Annotated in this window: 13 protein-coding genes and 1 pseudogene; 7 read left to right on the forward strand and 7 right to left on the reverse strand. The window is 62.4% G+C overall.

The annotated features are described in order from the left end of the window. Positions 1-10 precede the first annotated feature (10 nt). Both RGV59_RS22275 and RGV59_RS22280 read right to left on the reverse strand, forming a co-directional pair. Positions 11-157: pseudogene (locus RGV59_RS22275) on the reverse strand (nitrate ABC transporter ATP-binding protein); the annotation flags it as partial. An 86-nt stretch (positions 158-243) separates the two neighbouring features. Continuing rightward, the gene (locus RGV59_RS22280; protein ID WP_126586769.1) at positions 244-1,287 is read right to left on the reverse strand and encodes an AraC family transcriptional regulator; all 1,044 of its coding nucleotides are present in this window, start codon (positions 1,285-1,287) and stop codon (positions 244-246) included. A gap of 167 nt (positions 1,288-1,454) precedes the next feature. Between RGV59_RS22280 and efeU the strand changes: the two genes are divergently transcribed. The 4 genes from efeU to efeO (RGV59_RS22300) are packed head-to-tail and all read left to right on the forward strand — an operon-like array spanning position 1,455 to position 5,666. Next, positions 1,455-2,300 carry an iron uptake transporter permease EfeU gene (gene efeU, locus RGV59_RS22285; protein WP_017847276.1) on the forward strand — a complete coding sequence of 282 codons (846 nt, stop codon included), beginning with the start codon at positions 1,455-1,457 and terminating at the stop codon, positions 2,298-2,300. A gap of 10 nt (positions 2,301-2,310) precedes the next feature. Beyond that, positions 2,311-3,513, forward strand: coding sequence for an iron uptake system protein EfeO (gene efeO / locus RGV59_RS22290; protein WP_017847275.1), 1,203 nt, complete (start codon positions 2,311-2,313; stop codon positions 3,511-3,513). Between the two features lie 14 nt (positions 3,514-3,527). Further along, positions 3,528-4,832, forward strand: a complete 1,305-nt coding sequence (efeB, locus tag RGV59_RS22295) for an iron uptake transporter deferrochelatase/peroxidase subunit (protein WP_046385265.1) — start codon at positions 3,528-3,530, stop codon at positions 4,830-4,832. Positions 4,833-4,847: 15 nt separating this feature from the next. Continuing rightward, the gene (efeO, locus tag RGV59_RS22300) at positions 4,848-5,666 is read left to right on the forward strand and encodes an iron uptake system protein EfeO (RefSeq protein WP_126586770.1); all 819 of its coding nucleotides are present in this window, start codon (positions 4,848-4,850) and stop codon (positions 5,664-5,666) included. 5 nt (positions 5,667-5,671) lie between these two features. Here efeO (RGV59_RS22300) and RGV59_RS22305 read toward each other — a convergent pair whose 3' ends face one another. Together RGV59_RS22305 and pssA are read right to left on the reverse strand one after the other, a co-directional pair. Then, positions 5,672-9,082, reverse strand: coding sequence for a hypothetical protein (locus tag RGV59_RS22305; protein ID WP_126586772.1), 3,411 nt, complete (start codon positions 9,080-9,082; stop codon positions 5,672-5,674). 147 nt (positions 9,083-9,229) lie between these two features. Continuing rightward, positions 9,230-10,573: a CDP-diacylglycerol--serine O-phosphatidyltransferase gene (gene pssA / locus RGV59_RS22310; protein ID WP_017847271.1), complete on the reverse strand. Its 1,344-nt coding sequence runs from the start codon at positions 10,571-10,573 to the stop codon at positions 9,230-9,232. Between the two features lie 124 nt (positions 10,574-10,697). Here pssA and RGV59_RS22315 point away from each other — a divergent pair, with 124 nt between their 5' ends. Both RGV59_RS22315 and RGV59_RS22320 read left to right on the forward strand, forming a co-directional pair. Then, on the forward strand, positions 10,698-11,249 hold the full coding sequence (locus RGV59_RS22315; protein ID WP_017847270.1) for a TetR/AcrR family transcriptional regulator: 552 nt from the start codon (positions 10,698-10,700) through the stop codon (positions 11,247-11,249). Between the two features lie 54 nt (positions 11,250-11,303). Continuing rightward, positions 11,304-11,783 carry a DUF1348 family protein gene (locus RGV59_RS22320; RefSeq protein ID WP_046383231.1) on the forward strand — a complete coding sequence of 160 codons (480 nt, stop codon included), beginning with the start codon at positions 11,304-11,306 and terminating at the stop codon, positions 11,781-11,783. A gap of 36 nt (positions 11,784-11,819) precedes the next feature. Here RGV59_RS22320 and RGV59_RS22325 read toward each other — a convergent pair whose 3' ends face one another. After that, positions 11,820-12,977: a PQQ-dependent sugar dehydrogenase gene (locus RGV59_RS22325; RefSeq protein ID WP_057005535.1), complete on the reverse strand. Its 1,158-nt coding sequence runs from the start codon at positions 12,975-12,977 to the stop codon at positions 11,820-11,822. A 22-nt stretch (positions 12,978-12,999) separates the two neighbouring features. Further along, entirely contained in the window at positions 13,000-13,317 is a 318-nt protein-coding gene (locus RGV59_RS22330; protein ID WP_126586774.1) for a hypothetical protein, read from the reverse strand. A 212-nt stretch (positions 13,318-13,529) separates the two neighbouring features. Between RGV59_RS22330 and ligD the strand changes: the two genes are divergently transcribed. Beyond that, the gene (gene ligD / locus RGV59_RS22335; RefSeq protein ID WP_126586776.1) at positions 13,530-15,035 is read left to right on the forward strand and encodes a DNA ligase D; all 1,506 of its coding nucleotides are present in this window, start codon (positions 13,530-13,532) and stop codon (positions 15,033-15,035) included. Between the two features lie 18 nt (positions 15,036-15,053). Here ligD and lpxO read toward each other — a convergent pair whose 3' ends face one another. After that, the gene (gene lpxO / locus RGV59_RS22340; protein WP_126586778.1) at positions 15,054-15,953 is read right to left on the reverse strand and encodes a lipid A hydroxylase LpxO; all 900 of its coding nucleotides are present in this window, start codon (positions 15,951-15,953) and stop codon (positions 15,054-15,056) included. Between the last annotated feature and the right edge of the window lie 15 nt (positions 15,954-15,968).

Consider the following 15,968-nt stretch of genomic DNA (forward strand, 5'->3'; position numbering starts at 1 on the left):
GAAAGAAGGGCTACAGGCCGACTTCAACATCGTCCAGGCTGAACGTATTGGTGTGGTCGTCGTATGAGAAAAATTCAGCGTATCGCCCCTAAGTGATCACGCTCTCCAATGTTTTCTCCACAAACGCCTCAGTGAGTGAGTCTTCCAGTTCTTGAGGATCGCCGAGCTGTCGTAGGTTCACGGCCGAATGTGCGGACAGGGTTGAATCGTGGAAAACCCCTACGCAGCCAACTCCAACATCTGTCAGACACTTTTCGGTGAGGACGCTTCCTGGTTGTCATCATTGAGAATCAGGCTCCGGTAGTGCCCCGGATTCGACCCTGCCCATTTACGAAACGCCTTGTAGAACGAACTGGCATCGGCAAATCCCAATCGCGTGGCAATTTCGGCAAAGCTGATCTGCGGTTCGGCCAGCCAGACAATCGCCAACTCTTTGCGCACGCTGTCCTTGAGCCCCTGATACGTTTGCCCCTCTTCCGCCAGGCGGCGGCGCAGGGTCGAGGCGGAGATGCACAGGTTGGCAGCCAGGCCGTCGGTTTCCGGCCAGGTCTCGGGCGGCATCTGGCGCAGGTCGTGCTTGATGCGCGTGGCCAGGCTGTCGGGGTCGCGGTATTTGACCAGGATATTGGCCGGTGCGTGGCCAAGGAAACGCTTGAGTTCTTCGGCGCTGCGCTTGATCGGTAGGTCGAGGCAATCGGCGGAGAAGATCATGCGCGTGCGCGGCCGGTCGAAACGCAGGTTGTCGGAGAACATCACCCGGTAATCGTCACAAAAATCCGGTTGTGGGCAGCGCAGTTCAATGGCCAGGATCGGTATACGCCGCCCCGCGAGCCAACAGGCGACGCCGTGGACGATCATCCAATAAGTGAAATAGCTGAACGCCCGGCGCGGCTCGGGCTCGGTTTCGAGCAGCACGATTTCCGCCAGGCTTTGCTGGCGCACCAGTTGGGCAGGCAAATGCTCGAACATCAATGACAGGAACGCCAAGCCGGTTTCCAGACCGGCCGCCACCGTCGGTTGAGCCATGGCCACGCGGCACAGAAACGCCAGGCTGCCGGACTTGAGCGGGCGCGGGTCCATGCCAAAAAACTCATCGTCCAGGCGCCGCGCCAGCAGGCGCCACAACCGAGCGTAGGTCGTGGCCGAGACACGTGCACCAGGCTGCAACAGCAGCTCGGGAGCAATGCCCGCCTTGCTCAAGGCCTCAACGCTCGCTGCCTCCGACGCGCAGCTCTGCAACAGGGCTTCGCGCACAAGATGGATGGAGATGGTGTCTTTTTCCGACATGGGTGTGGGGCAATCCAACGGCACAAAAGGTGGGGTGCATCATAAGGGCGCTTGAGCTTTGCCACCACCGTTCAGCCGCCGTTCAGTAAAGGTCAATGTTTCTTGTTTGGCAATGAGTATCATTATGTTACAACTTAGCTTCCTATCCAGTTTCCCTGCGGTGTCGAATGCTTGTTCCCTTTCTCATCATGTTGCGCGAAGGCATTGAAGCCGCATTGATCGTTGGCATCATCGCCAGTTACCTGCAACAGACCGGCCGTGGCCAGTGGATGCCCGCCGTGTGGGTCGGTGTCTTCCTCGCCGCGGCCCTGGCCTTGCTGGTCGGTGGCGGCCTGGAACTGATGAGTGCCGAATTTCCGCAAAAGCAGCAGGAATTGTTCGAAGGCGTGGTCGGCCTGGTCGCCGTGGGCATTCTCAGTTCCATGGTGTTCTGGATGCGCAAGGTTGCACGCTCGATCAAACATTCGCTGCACCAATCCCTCGACCATGCCCTGGCCGGCTCGCGCCACCAAGTCACCGCACTGATCCTGATGGTGTTTTTCGCCGTGGCCCGTGAAGGCCTGGAAACCGTGTTTTTCCTGTTGGCGGTGTTCCAGCAGAGTGAAGGCCCCGGCGCACCGCTGGGTGCCCTGCTCGGCCTGGTGCTGGCGATCATCGTCGGGTTCCTGATTTACAGCGGCAGCATGCGCCTGAACCTCGGCGCGTTTTTCCGCTGGACTGGCCTGTTCATCCTGGTGGTGGCCGCCGGCATCCTCGCCAACTCCGTGCAGGCCCTGCATGAAGCCGGCGTGTGGAACCACCTGCAAAGCGTGCTGTTCGATGTCAGCGCCACGTTGCCGATGGATGGCCCGGTGGGCTCGGTACTCGCCGGGATGTTCGGCTATCAGGATGCGCCGACCGTCAGCACGCTGGGGGCCTACCTGATCTACCTGGTGGTGGCCCTGGCGATGTTCTTCCTGCCCGCGGCACCCGCCAAGCCGGTCGCCGCGCCCTCTTCCGTTTCTCACCCGTAAGGACCGTCCCTTGTCCAACCCAACTCCTCAACCGGCCTCGCCGCCACGCGCCTTGCGCTGGGCGGTGGCCGGCTCGGCGGTCGTGATGATCGCCGCCGGCGGCCTGTTCTACTATGCCTCGCAGCTGGCAGCGACCAAGCGTCAGACCCACCAAGATGAAACCGTCGTGACCATTCACGGCCACGCCTGCGAACCCAACGCACTGACCGTTGCGGCCGGGCGCGCGAGTTTTCGCATCATCAACCGCTCCGACCGCGCGGTGGAATGGGAGATCCTCGACGGCGTGCTGGTGGTCGAAGAACGCGAAAACATCGCGCCGGGCCTGAGCCAGGTGATCAATGCCAATCTGTTGCCCGGCGACTATGCAATTACCTGCGGCCTGTTAAGCAACCCGCGCGGCACCTTGCACGTAACGCCGACGGCGGCATCCGACGCCCAAGCCAAGGCCAAGCCGTCGATGGTGGCGTTTATCGGACCGTTGTCGGAATTCCGTGTGTACCTGAGCAGCCAGGCCAGCGCTCTGATCAAGGCCACGACCGCCTTGCAACAAGCGATCGACGCCGGTGACCTGGCCCAGGCTCAGGCGCTGTATGTGCCGGCCCGCGAGGCTTATCAGCGTCTCGCCGCGGCGTCGCAACGCCTGGCGCAACTGGACAACGCGATCAACGCCCGCGCCGATTATTTCGAAAAACGCGAGCAGGACCCAGCCTTCAGCGGCTTCCACCGCCTCGAATACGGCCTGTTCCAGCAACGCAGCCTCGATGGCCTGGCCCCGCTGGCGCAGCGCCTGGTGAGCGACGTCGGCACCCTCAAGCAACAGTTGCTGGCGCAGTCGCTGCCACCGGAACAACTGGTGAGCATCGTGGTGCGCAACCTCAATAGCCTGGCCGACGTGCGCGCCGTCAGTGGCGAAGAGGAGCGCTACAGCCATATCGACCTGAACGGTTTCGCCGCCAACCTGGATGCCGCGCGCAAGGTGGTGGACCTGATGCGTCCGCTGCTGAGCAAGTCCGCCGCCGACCTGTTGCCGAACATCGACACGGCCCTCGCCGCGTTCGAGACGGCGCTCGATGGTTTGAAAGTCGACGGCCAATTCAGCCGCTACGACCGTGTTACCGCCGATCAGCGCAAGCAGATCGCCGACAAGGCCAAGGTACTGGCCGCCGCACTCGATGGAATCGACCCCGCCCTTGGCCTCTCCGGCCTACAGTGAAGACGACCGCATACATGAGTGATTTACCACCGTTAGACCTTCAACGCCGTCGCGTCCTGCTGGGCATGGCCGCCACCGGTGCCGCGCTTGCCGGCAGCACCTTGAGCTGCCCGGCCATGGCTGCTGCCGCCGAGCAAGTGACCACCGCTCCGCGCAGCGACAAGACCCAGGACCATCACGATTTTTTCGGCAAGCACCAAAGCGGCATCGTCACCCCGCGCCCGGCCTGCGGCATGCTGGTGGCCTTCGATGTCCTGGCTGCTGATCGCGACGACTTGGAGCGGCTGTTCCGCACCCTCAATGAGCGCATCAGCTTCCTGATGACCGGCGGCAGCGTGCCGCAGGTCGACCCGAAACTGCCGCCCACCGATTCGGGCATCCTCGGCCCGGTGGTTACGCCGGATAACCTGACCATCACCGTATCGGTCGGCGAATCGCTGTTCGATGAGCGTTTCGGCCTCAGCGCAGCCAAACCCAAGCGCCTGATCCGCATGGTCGGTTTCCCCAACGATGCGTTGGAAGCGGCGCAGTGCCACGGCGACCTGAGCCTGCAATTTTGCTCCAACACCCCGGACACCAATATCCACGCCCTGCGCGACATCGTGAAAAACCTGCCCGACCTGCTGCTGGTGCGCTGGAAGCAGGAAGGCAGCGTGCCGCCACAGGCGCCCGCCCGCCCCGGCGAGCCTGCGCAGAGTGCGCGCAACTTCCTGGGCTTTCGTGACGGTTCGGCCAACCCGAATTCCAACGATGCCAAGACCATGGACCAAGTGGTCTGGGTGCAGCCCGGCAGTGACGAACCGGCCTGGGCGGCCAATGGCAGCTACCAGGCGGTGCGGATCATTCGCAATTTTGTCGAGCGTTGGGACCGCACGCCGCTGCAGGAACAGGAAAGCATCATCGGCCGCATCAAGCCCACCGGCGCGCCCATGGGTGGCCAGCACGAAGCCCAAGTGCCCGATTACAGCAAAGACCCGCAAGGCAAGCTGACCAAGCTCGATGCCCATATCCGCCTGGCCAACCCGCGCACCCCGCAGACCCAGGCCAACCTGATCCTGCGCCGGCCGTTCAACTACTCCAACGGCGTCAACAAAAACGGTCAGCTGGACATGGGGCTGCTGTTCATCTGCTACCAGGCCGACCTGGAAAAAGGTTTTATCAGCGTACAAACCCGGCTCAACGGCGAGCCCCTGGAGGAGTACCTCAAGCCAGTCGGCGGCGGGTATTTCTTCACCTTGCCGGGGGCAACGGGACCGAAGGATTTCATCGGGCGCACGCTACTTGCTGCAACGCACGTTCAACCTCCTGCCAACACTTAAAGCGGAAACCGTCCCATGAACAAGTCGACTCTCGCGCTGTCGCTGTTAATCACCCTCTCACCCCTGGCGGCCTTCGCCGCCACGGCGCCGCTGGACCTGGTAGGCCCGGTGTCGGACTACAAGATCTACGTCACCGAACAAATCGCTGAGCTGGCGACCCAGACCCAGGCGTTCACCGACGCGGTGAAAAAAGGCGACCTGGCCACCGCCAAGCAGCTGTATGCGCCGACCCGCGTGCATTATGAGGCCATCGAACCGATTGCCGAGCTGTTCAGCGACCTCGACGCGGCCATCGACTCGCGGGTCGACGACCACGAAAAAGGCGTGAAGGCCGACGACTTCACCGGCTTTCACCGTATCGAGTACAGCCTGTTCGCCGAAAACACCACCCACGGCCTCGACGCCTTGGCCGACGGCCTGAACAACAACGTCAAGGACCTGCAGACGCGCGTGGCCGGCCTGACCTTCCCGCCGGAAAAAGTCGTGGGCGGCGCCGCAGCCCTGCTCGAAGAAGTCGCCGCCACCAAGATCTCCGGCGAGGAAGACCGCTACAGCCACACCGACCTGTATGACTTCCAGGGCAACATCGACGGCGCGAAGAAAATCGTCGACCTGTGCCGCGGCCAGATCGAGAAACAGGACACGGCCTTCCTGGCCAAGGTCGACAAGAACTTCGCCAGCGTGGACACGATCCTGGCCAAGTACAAGACGGCGGACGGCGGTTTCCAGACCTACGACAAGGTCAAGGAAAACGACCGCAAAGCCTTGGTCGGCCCGGTCAATACCCTGGCTGAAGACCTGTCGACCCTGCGCGGCAAACTGGGTTTGAACTGAGCCCTCTAGGCCTCGCTCAACGGTCGGTACCCTTCCAACGGCGTACCGACCGGCAAGCCGCTTTCAGGATTGGCCGCATACCAATGCGCGCCCATTTGCACCGCTCGAACGGGCACGCCTTGATGGTGCCCATTGTGCGTTGCCACCGCGCGATCTATTGCCGCGTGTACGCCGAAGAATGTGCGCAACTTTTCCTGCGCCGCGAGCATGTTCGCGAACGCCGACACGTTGGGCGCGCTGTTCAACGCGCGAGGCAAGGCGAGCACGCCTTTGGCACTGTTGACCAACAGATCGGCAGCGCCATCTACCGGATTCAAAAACGCGCTGACCACGCTCACGCCCTTTTCCAGCACGCGGAATGCCTTGGCGCCAAAAGGCGCGACGACCTTGGTGGATTTGACCAACGAGCGCACCGCCGTTCCCGCGCCACCTAGAAACGCACCGGCCGTATCGATCAACAAGCCCCGCGTACCTTCGATGATATTGCCCTTGGCCAGGTCCACGATGGCCCCGACAAACGGAATCATGCTCAGCAAAATACTGTCGTTGCGTTGCGACACTTCTCGTTGTTGCTCAAGGGGTAATTGACCCTGGGCATACTTGAGCACACTGTCGCGGTGATGAATGAAATTGCCCTGCATGATCCGGTCGACAATCGCTTGGCTGCGGGGCGATGCAAAGCTGTTGGGCACCGCCGCGCTCACGCGGCCATCCGCAGCCGCGGGAGCGGCCGGCAAGGTATCACCGAGCTTATCGATAATGATGCCGGCGGACGAAACGTCCGATCGCGGCAAGGCATCGGAGGTGTAGGCGGTGAAGTCGAACGGCTCCACTGCGCCGTTCTGCAACAGGACCGTCGAGGGCGCCCAACGTCCGTAGGTGCGCTGCGTCTCTTCGAGGGTGCCGCCCAGCACCAGTTGCTCGGGTAAGTCCGTGCGCTTAACGATCATCATCTTGGCCGGGAACACTTCAAAGTAGCTGATCTCCCCGTTGTAGTCACAGCGGATCAGCGTGCCTTTGCGCCCTCGTCGCGCTTCGACTTGCGCGGATGTCTGGTCCAGCGTGGGCACCCCGTCGATCTGTTCGCGCAGGGTAAACAGCTCGACGGCGCCATACTCCAGGGCCTGGCGATCAGCCAGGGGCAAGTTGGCGATCATGCGCTTGGTGGTAATGCCCAAGCCTTGCTTGAGGCTCGCCAGGTAGCCGTCGACTTCGCTCACCACTTGCCCCGGCAGGCTGGGCAAACGCTTGATCCTGGCATTCAGGGCGCGCACGTTTTTGACGATGGCAGCTTGTTCGGTGCGACTTGGGCGTGCGTTTGAAAAGGGCGTTCTTGCAGCGCCAGTGGCGCCGGGAGTGTCAGCCTCCAGCAGCATCCAGCGGTCCCTGACCAGGTCGCCGGTCATATAGGTCTCGATCAGCGAACGGATCTTGGGTTCCGAGACCTTCATGTTGCGGCGCTCGTCCGGGTCCGCAACGTAGACCTGCAACGCTTGCAACTGGGGCCCGCTGAGTTCCGGGAACACCTTCTGCAGGTTCGCGACCGCCTGGTCCCGGCGTGTCGGCAGCGGCGTCTTGAACGCCATCAGGGCCTGCAGGAGTTGCTCGCGCTGGGCCTGAAAGGCTTCACTGGCCTGCTGGTAGTGCTGCGGTGTATAGCGACCGTCTGCGGTCTTGGCGTAAACCCCTTGCATCAAGCCCCAGTCAAGCAGCACGTCGACGCCGTGGTTATCCAGCACTGCCGCCTCGTCCGCAGTGCGTGCATCCAGTCGGGCAAGCGCCATGATTTCCGGGTAACTCATCGCCCGCGAGCTGCCCGCGCCGCCTTGACGTTCGGCAAAGGTCACGCCCAGGCGCAGATCCGCCCATTCCGCAGACCCCATGCGCAACGTGGAAGGAACATCCCGAATCAGAAACTCAGGGGCGGCAGCGGCCAGAAACAGGTGGGCCAACAGGGGCGCGACCTTGGGGTCCAGTGAGGTTTTTTTCCACAGGTGCGTTTCGATATCCGTGCGTACCGAGGCCAGCGTCCGCCCATTTTTGGCAGGTTGGTAGATGTCATAGCCGGCAATGGTCCCGGGGCGTCCCGGGGCGTCGGGGTCGATTTGCAACATGATGGCCGCCAGCACCCACTGCTTGGCTTCGAGCGTCGAGAGTTGATCGCTGCCGGACGCGCCCTGGAACTGGCGATTACGCGCCACGGCCCTGCCCCAGTTCAACGCCACGGGGCTGTTCAGGAACTGCTCAAGGAAGCGATCAGCTTCGGCGCGCAAGGTGCCTGCGCTGTTGAGAGCAAGCACCCCGCGGATATCCAGGACGCGCAGCAGGTTCACCGCAGGCTTGTTGCCAGGAGTATCGTCATCGCTCAACTCCGCCACGAAGCGTTTGTCGGCGTCGGACAAGACTCCAGGGGCCCACTGACGCGCGATCAACTGTGCATAGTCCCCCAGCGCCGGCGCTGGCGGCAGCGCAGCGTCGAGCCAGCGCAGGATATTGCGCACCTCCCGCGCCGTCTTCGGCACCGACAACCCATGGGACGCCAGCACCTCGCTGACCGCTGCCTGCTCGGCGCCGTCAATCGCCAGCGACGAGGTGCGGCTGATCGGCGTTTGCACGTCGGCCAGCAACACCTCGTCTTCATCGGAGAGGTGCCGCACGCGCTCACTCAAGGTGCCCGCCAGATGCACGCGCTCGTCCATCACGTCGATGACTTTTCTAGCCCTCAGGTTGCGCTGCTCCAGGCGCCCCTTGACCTCCGGCGACAAGGCAGACCAATCCGCCGTCGAGAGTGCCTGGCGCACGGTCTGCAGTTCGTCGGCGGTGTGCGGCGGGGGAATACCATACCCCTGCAACACCGCGTTGCGAGACAAGCCTTCGCTCTCAGGATGCACATACGCAAGCCCGTTGCCGGCCACATCCAGGGCGGCAGCGGCGGCGCGCAGCCTGGCGCTGATCTGCCACCATCCCGAGGTGTCGTTCAAGGTGAAGGTCTTTTGTGTCGCTACCCCACTGTCGACGACCCAACCGCTGACCGAGTCGGGTTTGACCACGACGGTATCCAGGGCCATCCCTTTGCTGGCGACCCAGGCCCGCATCTCGGCGGTATTGAAGGCACTGCGCAGCGCCTCGAAGCCTGGACGAATCGTGGCGCCATGGGGAATCTGGACGCTCGAGTCCGCTAACTGACGCAGGGCCGAGGTGCTCAACGCCGTGTGTAACTGATGATCGGCCTCCGCCGACGTGGCCGGCGCTGGCTGCAAGGTCCATGGCGGCGCCGCGCTGGCAGGTTCGGGCACCGCCGCGCGCCGGTTGCGCACCCGCGTGTCGGGGATCGGGCCGCCAATTGGCGCGGACGTGACTGTCAGCGCCAGCGGAATTGGCGAACGGGCATGAAGGATTAGGGAGATGGGCGACATTTCTAGTTCCTCTCTACCAGTGAATGGCAAGAGTTCTTGTCCTTAAGAACTGTCGAGAGAAAACATACCCGCCTGGGCCAGCGCTGCGTGTAGGCGAACTCTCAAGGCTTTGAGGGCAGCAAGAGAGTTCGTTGCGCGATGCCCGTGTTACAGAATGCGATACAGCAACCGCTCGATCCGCACGCGGCTGACGCGGCGCAGGAACTTGCCGACTGCCTGCGGGTAATCCACCAGGGTCTGCAGCTGCTGATAACCTTCGATGCGCGTGGTGTGCTGGAAAATCTGCGCCAGCTCGGTGCGCCGGGGTTCCAGCCACTCGCTCTTGGGGTCATCGATCAGCAAGGCGTTTTCCAGGTCAAGGCGGAACGCGCGTGGGTTGAGGTTGTTGCCGGTCAGCAACGTATAACGCTGGTCGACCCACATGCCTTTGAGGTGGTAGGTGTTGTCGCCGTCGCGCCACAGGTGCAGGTTCAATTGGCCGCTGTCGATCATCGGCTGATGGCGCTTGGCAAAGCGGCGCAGGCTGATTTCATAGAGGTACGGCAAGGCCGCGATCACCTTGAACGGCTCGCTGGGCGAAATGTAGAAGTCGTTGGCGGTCTTGTCGCCGACGATGATGTCGATCTTCACCCCGCGCGCCAGGGCGCGGTTGATTTCCCGGGTCACCGGCAGCGGCAGGTTGAAGTATGGCGTGCAAATGGTCAGTTGATGCTGGGCGCTGGCGATCAGTTCGAGGATCACCCGGCTCAGGGGGTTGTTCTTACCGACACCGAGCAAGGGGCTGACAGACAGGTGGCCGTTGGGCAACTGGCCGCTGGTGGTGTCGTAGGCCGCGTGCTTGAGGCGGCTGCGCAGGTCGCCGATATCGTTGCGCAGGCTGCGGGTCGTCGGCGGGTTGGGCAAGTCGAGGCGATGCACGGCCTTGGATGCCATCAGCCCGTGTTCCACCAGGTGTTGCATCGAATCCGCCAGCGGTGCGCTGTGGATCAGGTGGTAACGGTCGAAACGGTACTTGTCGAATTTGTGCAAATACACGTTGTTCAGGCTGGCGCCGCTGTACAGCACGCTGTCGTCGATCACAAAGCCCTTGAGGTGCAACACGCCGAACAGTTCGCGGGTCTGCACCGGCACGCCGTAGACCGGCACCTCGGTGGCATGGCTTTGGGTCATGGCCTGGTACCAGGCGCTGTTGCCCGGCTGTTTACCGGCGCCGATCAACCCGCGCTGGGCGCGCAGCCAATCGACCAGCACCACGATGTCCAGCTCCGGGCGTGCGGCTTTGGCGGCGTGCAAGGCGTCGTAGATCTCCTGCCCCGCCTCGTCCTGCTGCAAGTACAGCGCGACGATATAGATGCGTTGGGTAGCCTGGGAAATTTTCTCCAGCAGGCAACGACGAAACGCCGCGGCGCCGGACAGCACCTCAATCGCCTCGGTGGAGAGTGGGAAAGCGCGCAGTTTGGGCAACAGGGAACGTTTGAAGAACGACGGCATAAGGCTCGCAATGGGTCGAATCCGAAGAGGCCCAGAGCTTACACCATGGGGGTGCTCAGGTCTCGTGGCCAGTCAGTGAAAAACCTTGTTGCGAAAGAAGAACGATCGTTCTACTGTATGACACATGAACGATATTACCCGCGACATTATCCTCGACGTCACCGAGAAGCTGATCTATCGCCACGGCATCGCCGCCACTGGCATGGACTTCCTGGTGAAAACCGCCGGCGTCTCCCGAAAGAGCATCTACCGCTATTTCGCCAATAAGGACGAACTGGTGATCGCGGCCCTGCAACGTCGCGACGCGCGCTGGATGCACTGGCTGCGGGCCGAGGTGGAACGCCGTGAAGACAGCGGCGAGCGCCTGCTCGCAGTGTTCGACGCGCTCAAGGCCTGGTTCGGTTCGGCGGACTTTCGCGGCTGCGCATTCATCAACACCAGCGGCGAAACCGGCGACCCGCAAGCCCCGGTACGCCTGCTGGCGAAGGCGCATAAACACAAACTCTTCGAGTACCTGCTCGAACTGTGTCAAGCCCATGGCACGCCCGAGCCGCAACGGCAGGCCGCGCAACTGCTGATCCTGATCGATGGCGCCATTACCGTGGCCCTGGTGACGGGCGATGCCACCGCGGCGGATACGGCGCAATCCATGGCACGAACGTTATTGGGACTTTAAACCCACAGGCATCGCAACTTTCGATCAACCCTTATTGTTTTAAGGAGCCGCCCAATGTCATCCCCTGCAGAAACCCGCCCACCCCTGCCGCCGTTTACCCGCGAGTCGGCCATCGAAAAAGTCCGCCTGGCCGAAGACGGCTGGAACTCCCGCGACCCGCATCGGGTGTCCCTGGCCTACACCCTGGACACCAAATGGCGTAACCGCGCTGAATTCGCCTACAACCGCGAACAAGCCAAAGACTTCCTCAGCCGCAAATGGGCCAAGGAGTTGGATTACCGGTTGATCAAGGAATTGTGGGCGTTCAGCGATAACCGTATCGCGGTGCGCTATGCCTATGAGTGGCACGACGACTCGGGTAACTGGTTCCGTTCCTACGGCAACGAAAACTGGGAATTTGACCAGCACGGCCTGATGGCCAACCGTTTTGCCTGCATCAACGACATGCCGATCAAGGACAGCGAGCGCAAGTTCCATTGGCCGTTGGGACGGCGTCCGGACGATCATCCGGGGCTGTCGGAGTTGGGACTCTAGCCTGTAGCCGCAAGCGTGAAGCTTGCGGCTTATTGCTCAATCCTGGTTCAGACCCACTCGGTACAACACCCCATCATCCTCATCGGTCAATACATACAAAAAGCCATCCGGCCCTTGCCGCACGTCGCGAATCCGCGCATTCAAGCCGCCGAGCAAGCGCTCTTCATGGATCGCCTTGTCGCCGTCGAACTGCAGGCGAATCAGCTCCCGGCTGGCCAGTGCGCCAATGAACAGATTGTGCTGCCATGCCTGGAAGCGGTCGGCATCGTAGAATGCCATGCCACTGATCGCCGGGGATTTCTCCCACACATGGTGCGGCGCCACAGTACCGTCCACCACCTTGCCCTTGGCCTCGGGGATCGGTGTCAGCGAATAGTTGATGCCATGAGTCGCCATGGGCCAGCCGTAGTTCTTGCCGCGTTCGATGATGTTGATTTCATCTCCGCCACGCGGCCCGTGCTCGTTTTCCCAGAGCGTGCCGTTCCACGGGTTCAACGCCAGGCCCTGCGGATTGCGCTGGCCGTAGGACCAGATTTCGGGGCGCACGCCCGGCTGCCCGACAAAGGGGTTGTCATCCGGCACGCGGCCGTCCGGGTAGATCCGCACCACCTTGCCTTGCAGCTTGTCCAGGTCCTGGGCGGTGGGCCGGTCGTTGTTTTCACCCAGGGTGACAAACAGGTAGCCGTCGCGGTCAAAGGCCAGGCGCGAGCCGAAATGATTGCCGGTGGAGAGCTTGGGCTCCTGGCGCAGGATCACCTTGAAGTCGCGCAAACCGCTCAGGTCATCCGCCAACCGCCCGCGACCGACCGCAGTGCCGGCTGTGCCGCCCTTGCCGCCGCCTTCGGCATATGACAGGTACACCAGGCGGTCCTGTTTGAAGTCCGGCGACAGCACCACATCGAGCAAACCACCCTGGCCCTTGGCCCAGACCTCAGGCACGCCGGTCAGCGGCGCCGACAATTTGCCATCCGGGCTGACGACCCGCAGGTGGCCGGGACGCTCGGTGACGAGGTAGCCCTGTTTGTCCGGTAAAAACGCCACGGCCCACGGATGATCCAGGCCTTTGGCGATCGGCGTGGCGCTGATGCTGCCTTGTTCGCTGGGAAACTGCTGGGCTTCGGCGGCATACAGCGTTGTCAGCGGCAATAAGGCGCTTGCGCAACATGCGGCAAGCAGGGTTTTGCGTAGAGACATAAGACGGGGTCCTTACCGGCGCTCAAGGCCGGCGATTGCCGTTGGCGTCAACCGTGGGGGCTTTGATTTCCGTCGCCGGGCGGCTGGGCGCAGCCTGGCGTTGCGGATAGCGATTGCCGATGCCGCCGTTTTCCAGGGTCGGCGTGCGCGTGGTCGGCCCGGTCTGGATGCCGCGAATCGCCGGCGCATTGGGCAGGGTGCCCTGCATACTGTTGGGATTGGCCCGGTGGATCGGGCTATTGTTGGCGTCATTGCTGCCGGGCAGGTTTTGCGCCTGGGCACTGGCGCAAAGCGCCAGGCCTAGCGCCAATGCTGCAAGATGTCGCACACAGGTGATCATGACAAAGCCTCTTGGGGCGAGGAGTACATGCTTTCGATACCACGCTACGCTTTGGGTTCGCCTTTGGTAACTAAATAGTTTCTCATTAGATGTAACACGTTCTGTCCGAGCATCCGCGCACCGCAACTTCCACGCCAGCGATCGCACGGATGCCAGGTGTGTAAAAAGCCAGCGAAAAGGCCTCTTGAGCCGACCAAGGTAGGGAGCACGATATGGCAAAGCCCCTGAGCGAATACAACCGCAAACGCGACTTCAAGATCACCGCCGAACCTTCCGGCGCCGCGTCGGGCGCGCAGCGCAATACATCGACGCTGACGTTCGTGATCCAGAAGCACGACGCACGCAATCTGCACTACGATTTGCGCCTTGAGCTCGATGGCGTGCTCAAGAGCTGGGCGGTGCCCAAGGGTCCCAGCCTCGACCCCAGCCAGAAACGCCTGGCGGTGCAAGTCGAAGACCACCCTTTGAGCTACGGCAGTTTCGAAGGCAGCATTCCGGCCGGCCAATACGGCGCCGGCGATGTGATCGTCTGGGACCGTGGCATTTGGCACCCCCACGACGATCCACAAACCGCCTACGCCGCCGGCAAACTGGAATTCACCCTGGCCGGCGAAAAACTCTCAGGCGATTGGGTCTTGGTACGCACCCACCTCAAAGGCAGCGGCGACAAGGAACGGTGGCTGCTGATCAAGGAAAACGACCGGCACGCCCGCCCGGCCAGCGACTACGACATCACCGAAGCCCAGCCGCAAAGCGTGCTCAGCGGTGCCTGCGTGGGGAACGCCAGGCCCACGCCCGCGTCGCAAAAAACCGCCGCGTCGGTCACCCTCGCCGGTGTGCAGATCACCCATGCCGAGCGCGTCATCGATCTCGCCAGCGGCACCCGCAAGCTGCAACTGGCGCAGTTTTACCAGAGCATCAGCGAATGGCTGCTGCCCTTCCTGCGTCACCGCCCCGTTTCCTTGCTGAGGGCGCCGGAGGGCATCGACGGCGAGCAATTTTTCCAGAAGCACTCGGAGCACCTGGCGATTCCCCATATCAAGCAACTGGACCAGCGCCTGGACCCTGACCATGCGCGCCTGATGCAGATCGACAGCCTCGCCGCCCTGATCGGTGCGGTGCAGATGGGTACCGTCGAACTGCACACCTGGGGTGCCACCTCGGACAAGATCGAAACCCCGGACCTGTTCGTCCTCGACCTCGACCCCGATCCGGCCCTGCCGTGGAAAGCCATGCTGGAGGCGGCGCAGTTGACCTTGTCGGTGCTCGACGAGTTGGGCCTGCAAGCCTTCGTCAAGACCAGCGGCGGCAAAGGCCTGCACCTGATGATCCCGCTGGCGCGCCGCGATGATTGGGCCACTGTGAAAGCCTTCGCCAAAGCGATCGCCCAGTTCATGACCCAACGCCTGCCGGAACGCTTCACCGCCACCTCCGGGCTGAAGAATCGACAGGGCAAGATCTTCATCGATTACCTGCGTAACGCGCGCGGTGCCAGTACGGTGGCGGCCTATTCAGTGCGCGCACGCCCCGGCCTGCCAGTGTCGGTGCCGGTCAGTCGCGAGGAGTTGAAGGGGTTGCGCGGTGCCCAGCAGTGGACGGTCGCCAACCTGCAACAGCGGTTGCAGGGTTTGAAGGGCGACCCGTGGGCCGGTTATGCCAACAGGCAGAGGCTCAGCAAACAGATGTGGGACACGTTGGGCGCGACGCCACCGCAGTGAGTCGCGCCACGTCGAGGTTCAGATCAGGATGAAGATCAGCGCAAGCACCGCGAAGATCGCCCACTTTTCCAGGTAGTAGCGCGTGCGGTTACGCTTCTTGAGTTCCTTGCCGCGCAGGCGGATTTTGTACAAGCGGCTAAACGCACGGTTCAGGCCGCCGGTCTGGTCGCCGGCGTCGTTCGGCGCGCCGGCGGCGGCCATCACCGTGCGGCTGAACCAGCGGTTGAACGCGGCCGCCCAGCGGTACTTCATCGGCCGCTCGACGTCACAGAACAGAATGATGCGGTTCTTCTGGGTGGCGTTTTCTGCGTAGTGGATATAGGTCTCGTCGAACATCACCGGTTCGCCGTCGCGCCAGGAGTAGTTCTCGCCGTCCACATTGATGTAGCACCCCGGATCGTTGGGGGTATCCAGGCCCAAGTGGTAGCGATAGGAACCGGCGTAAGGGTCGCGGTGGCGCACCAGCTTGGAGCCCGGCGGCAACTCGGCGAACATCGCGGCCTTGACCGAGCCGATGCTCTGCAGCAACTCGGTGGTGCGCGGGCACAGCTTCATCGCCGAGGGGTGGCTGTCGCCATACCATTTCAGGTAGAAGCGCTTCCAACCCGACTTGAAGAACGAGTTGAAACCAACGTCGTCGTATTGGTCCGAACGCTTGATCGCGCCCGCCTGCATCAGGGTATGGGCTTCCTGGCGGATTTCTTCCCAATGCTCCTGCAGTGGGCTCAGGTCCGGGAAGTCGCTGGGTGAGAGATACGGTCGGCTGGGTAGCTTGGAGAACAGGTAGAGAAAGCAGTTGATCGGCGCCAGGAACGTAGAGTGATCGCTGAGCTGGCGTCTCAGTTTATGCCGAACCCGGCCACGCAGGTGGACATACGCAATAGAGGCAACGTAGAGGAAAACAATAATGAGTTTCAATGGATTTCGTCACAA

It is taken from the genome of Pseudomonas sp. FG1, from assembly GCF_034313875.1.
Lineage (GTDB): Bacteria > Pseudomonadota > Gammaproteobacteria > Pseudomonadales > Pseudomonadaceae > Aquipseudomonas > Aquipseudomonas veronii.

Excerpts from the sequence above, each read along its gene's own strand:
- RGV59_RS22305 (WP_126586772.1), bottom strand. The coding sequence starts at position 9,082 with ATGTCGCCCATCTCCCTAATCCTTCATGCCCGTTCGCCAATTCCGCTG.
- efeB (WP_046385265.1), top strand. The coding sequence starts at position 3,528 with ATGAGTGATTTACCACCGTTAGACCTTCAACGCCGTCGCGTCCTGCTG.
- efeU (WP_017847276.1), top strand. The coding sequence starts at position 1,455 with ATGCTTGTTCCCTTTCTCATCATGTTGCGCGAAGGCATTGAAGCCGCA.
- RGV59_RS22280 (WP_126586769.1), bottom strand. The coding sequence starts at position 1,287 with ATGTCGGAAAAAGACACCATCTCCATCCATCTTGTGCGCGAAGCCCTG.
- RGV59_RS22325 (WP_057005535.1), bottom strand. The coding sequence starts at position 12,977 with ATGTCTCTACGCAAAACCCTGCTTGCCGCATGTTGCGCAAGCGCCTTA.
- pssA (WP_017847271.1), bottom strand. The coding sequence starts at position 10,573 with ATGCCGTCGTTCTTCAAACGTTCCCTGTTGCCCAAACTGCGCGCTTTC.
- RGV59_RS22330 (WP_126586774.1), bottom strand. The coding sequence starts at position 13,317 with ATGATCACCTGTGTGCGACATCTTGCAGCATTGGCGCTAGGCCTGGCG.
- RGV59_RS22315 (WP_017847270.1), top strand. The coding sequence starts at position 10,698 with ATGAACGATATTACCCGCGACATTATCCTCGACGTCACCGAGAAGCTG.
- ligD (WP_126586776.1), top strand. The coding sequence starts at position 13,530 with ATGGCAAAGCCCCTGAGCGAATACAACCGCAAACGCGACTTCAAGATC.
- efeO (WP_126586770.1), top strand. The coding sequence starts at position 4,848 with ATGAACAAGTCGACTCTCGCGCTGTCGCTGTTAATCACCCTCTCACCC.
- RGV59_RS22320 (WP_046383231.1), top strand. The coding sequence starts at position 11,304 with ATGTCATCCCCTGCAGAAACCCGCCCACCCCTGCCGCCGTTTACCCGC.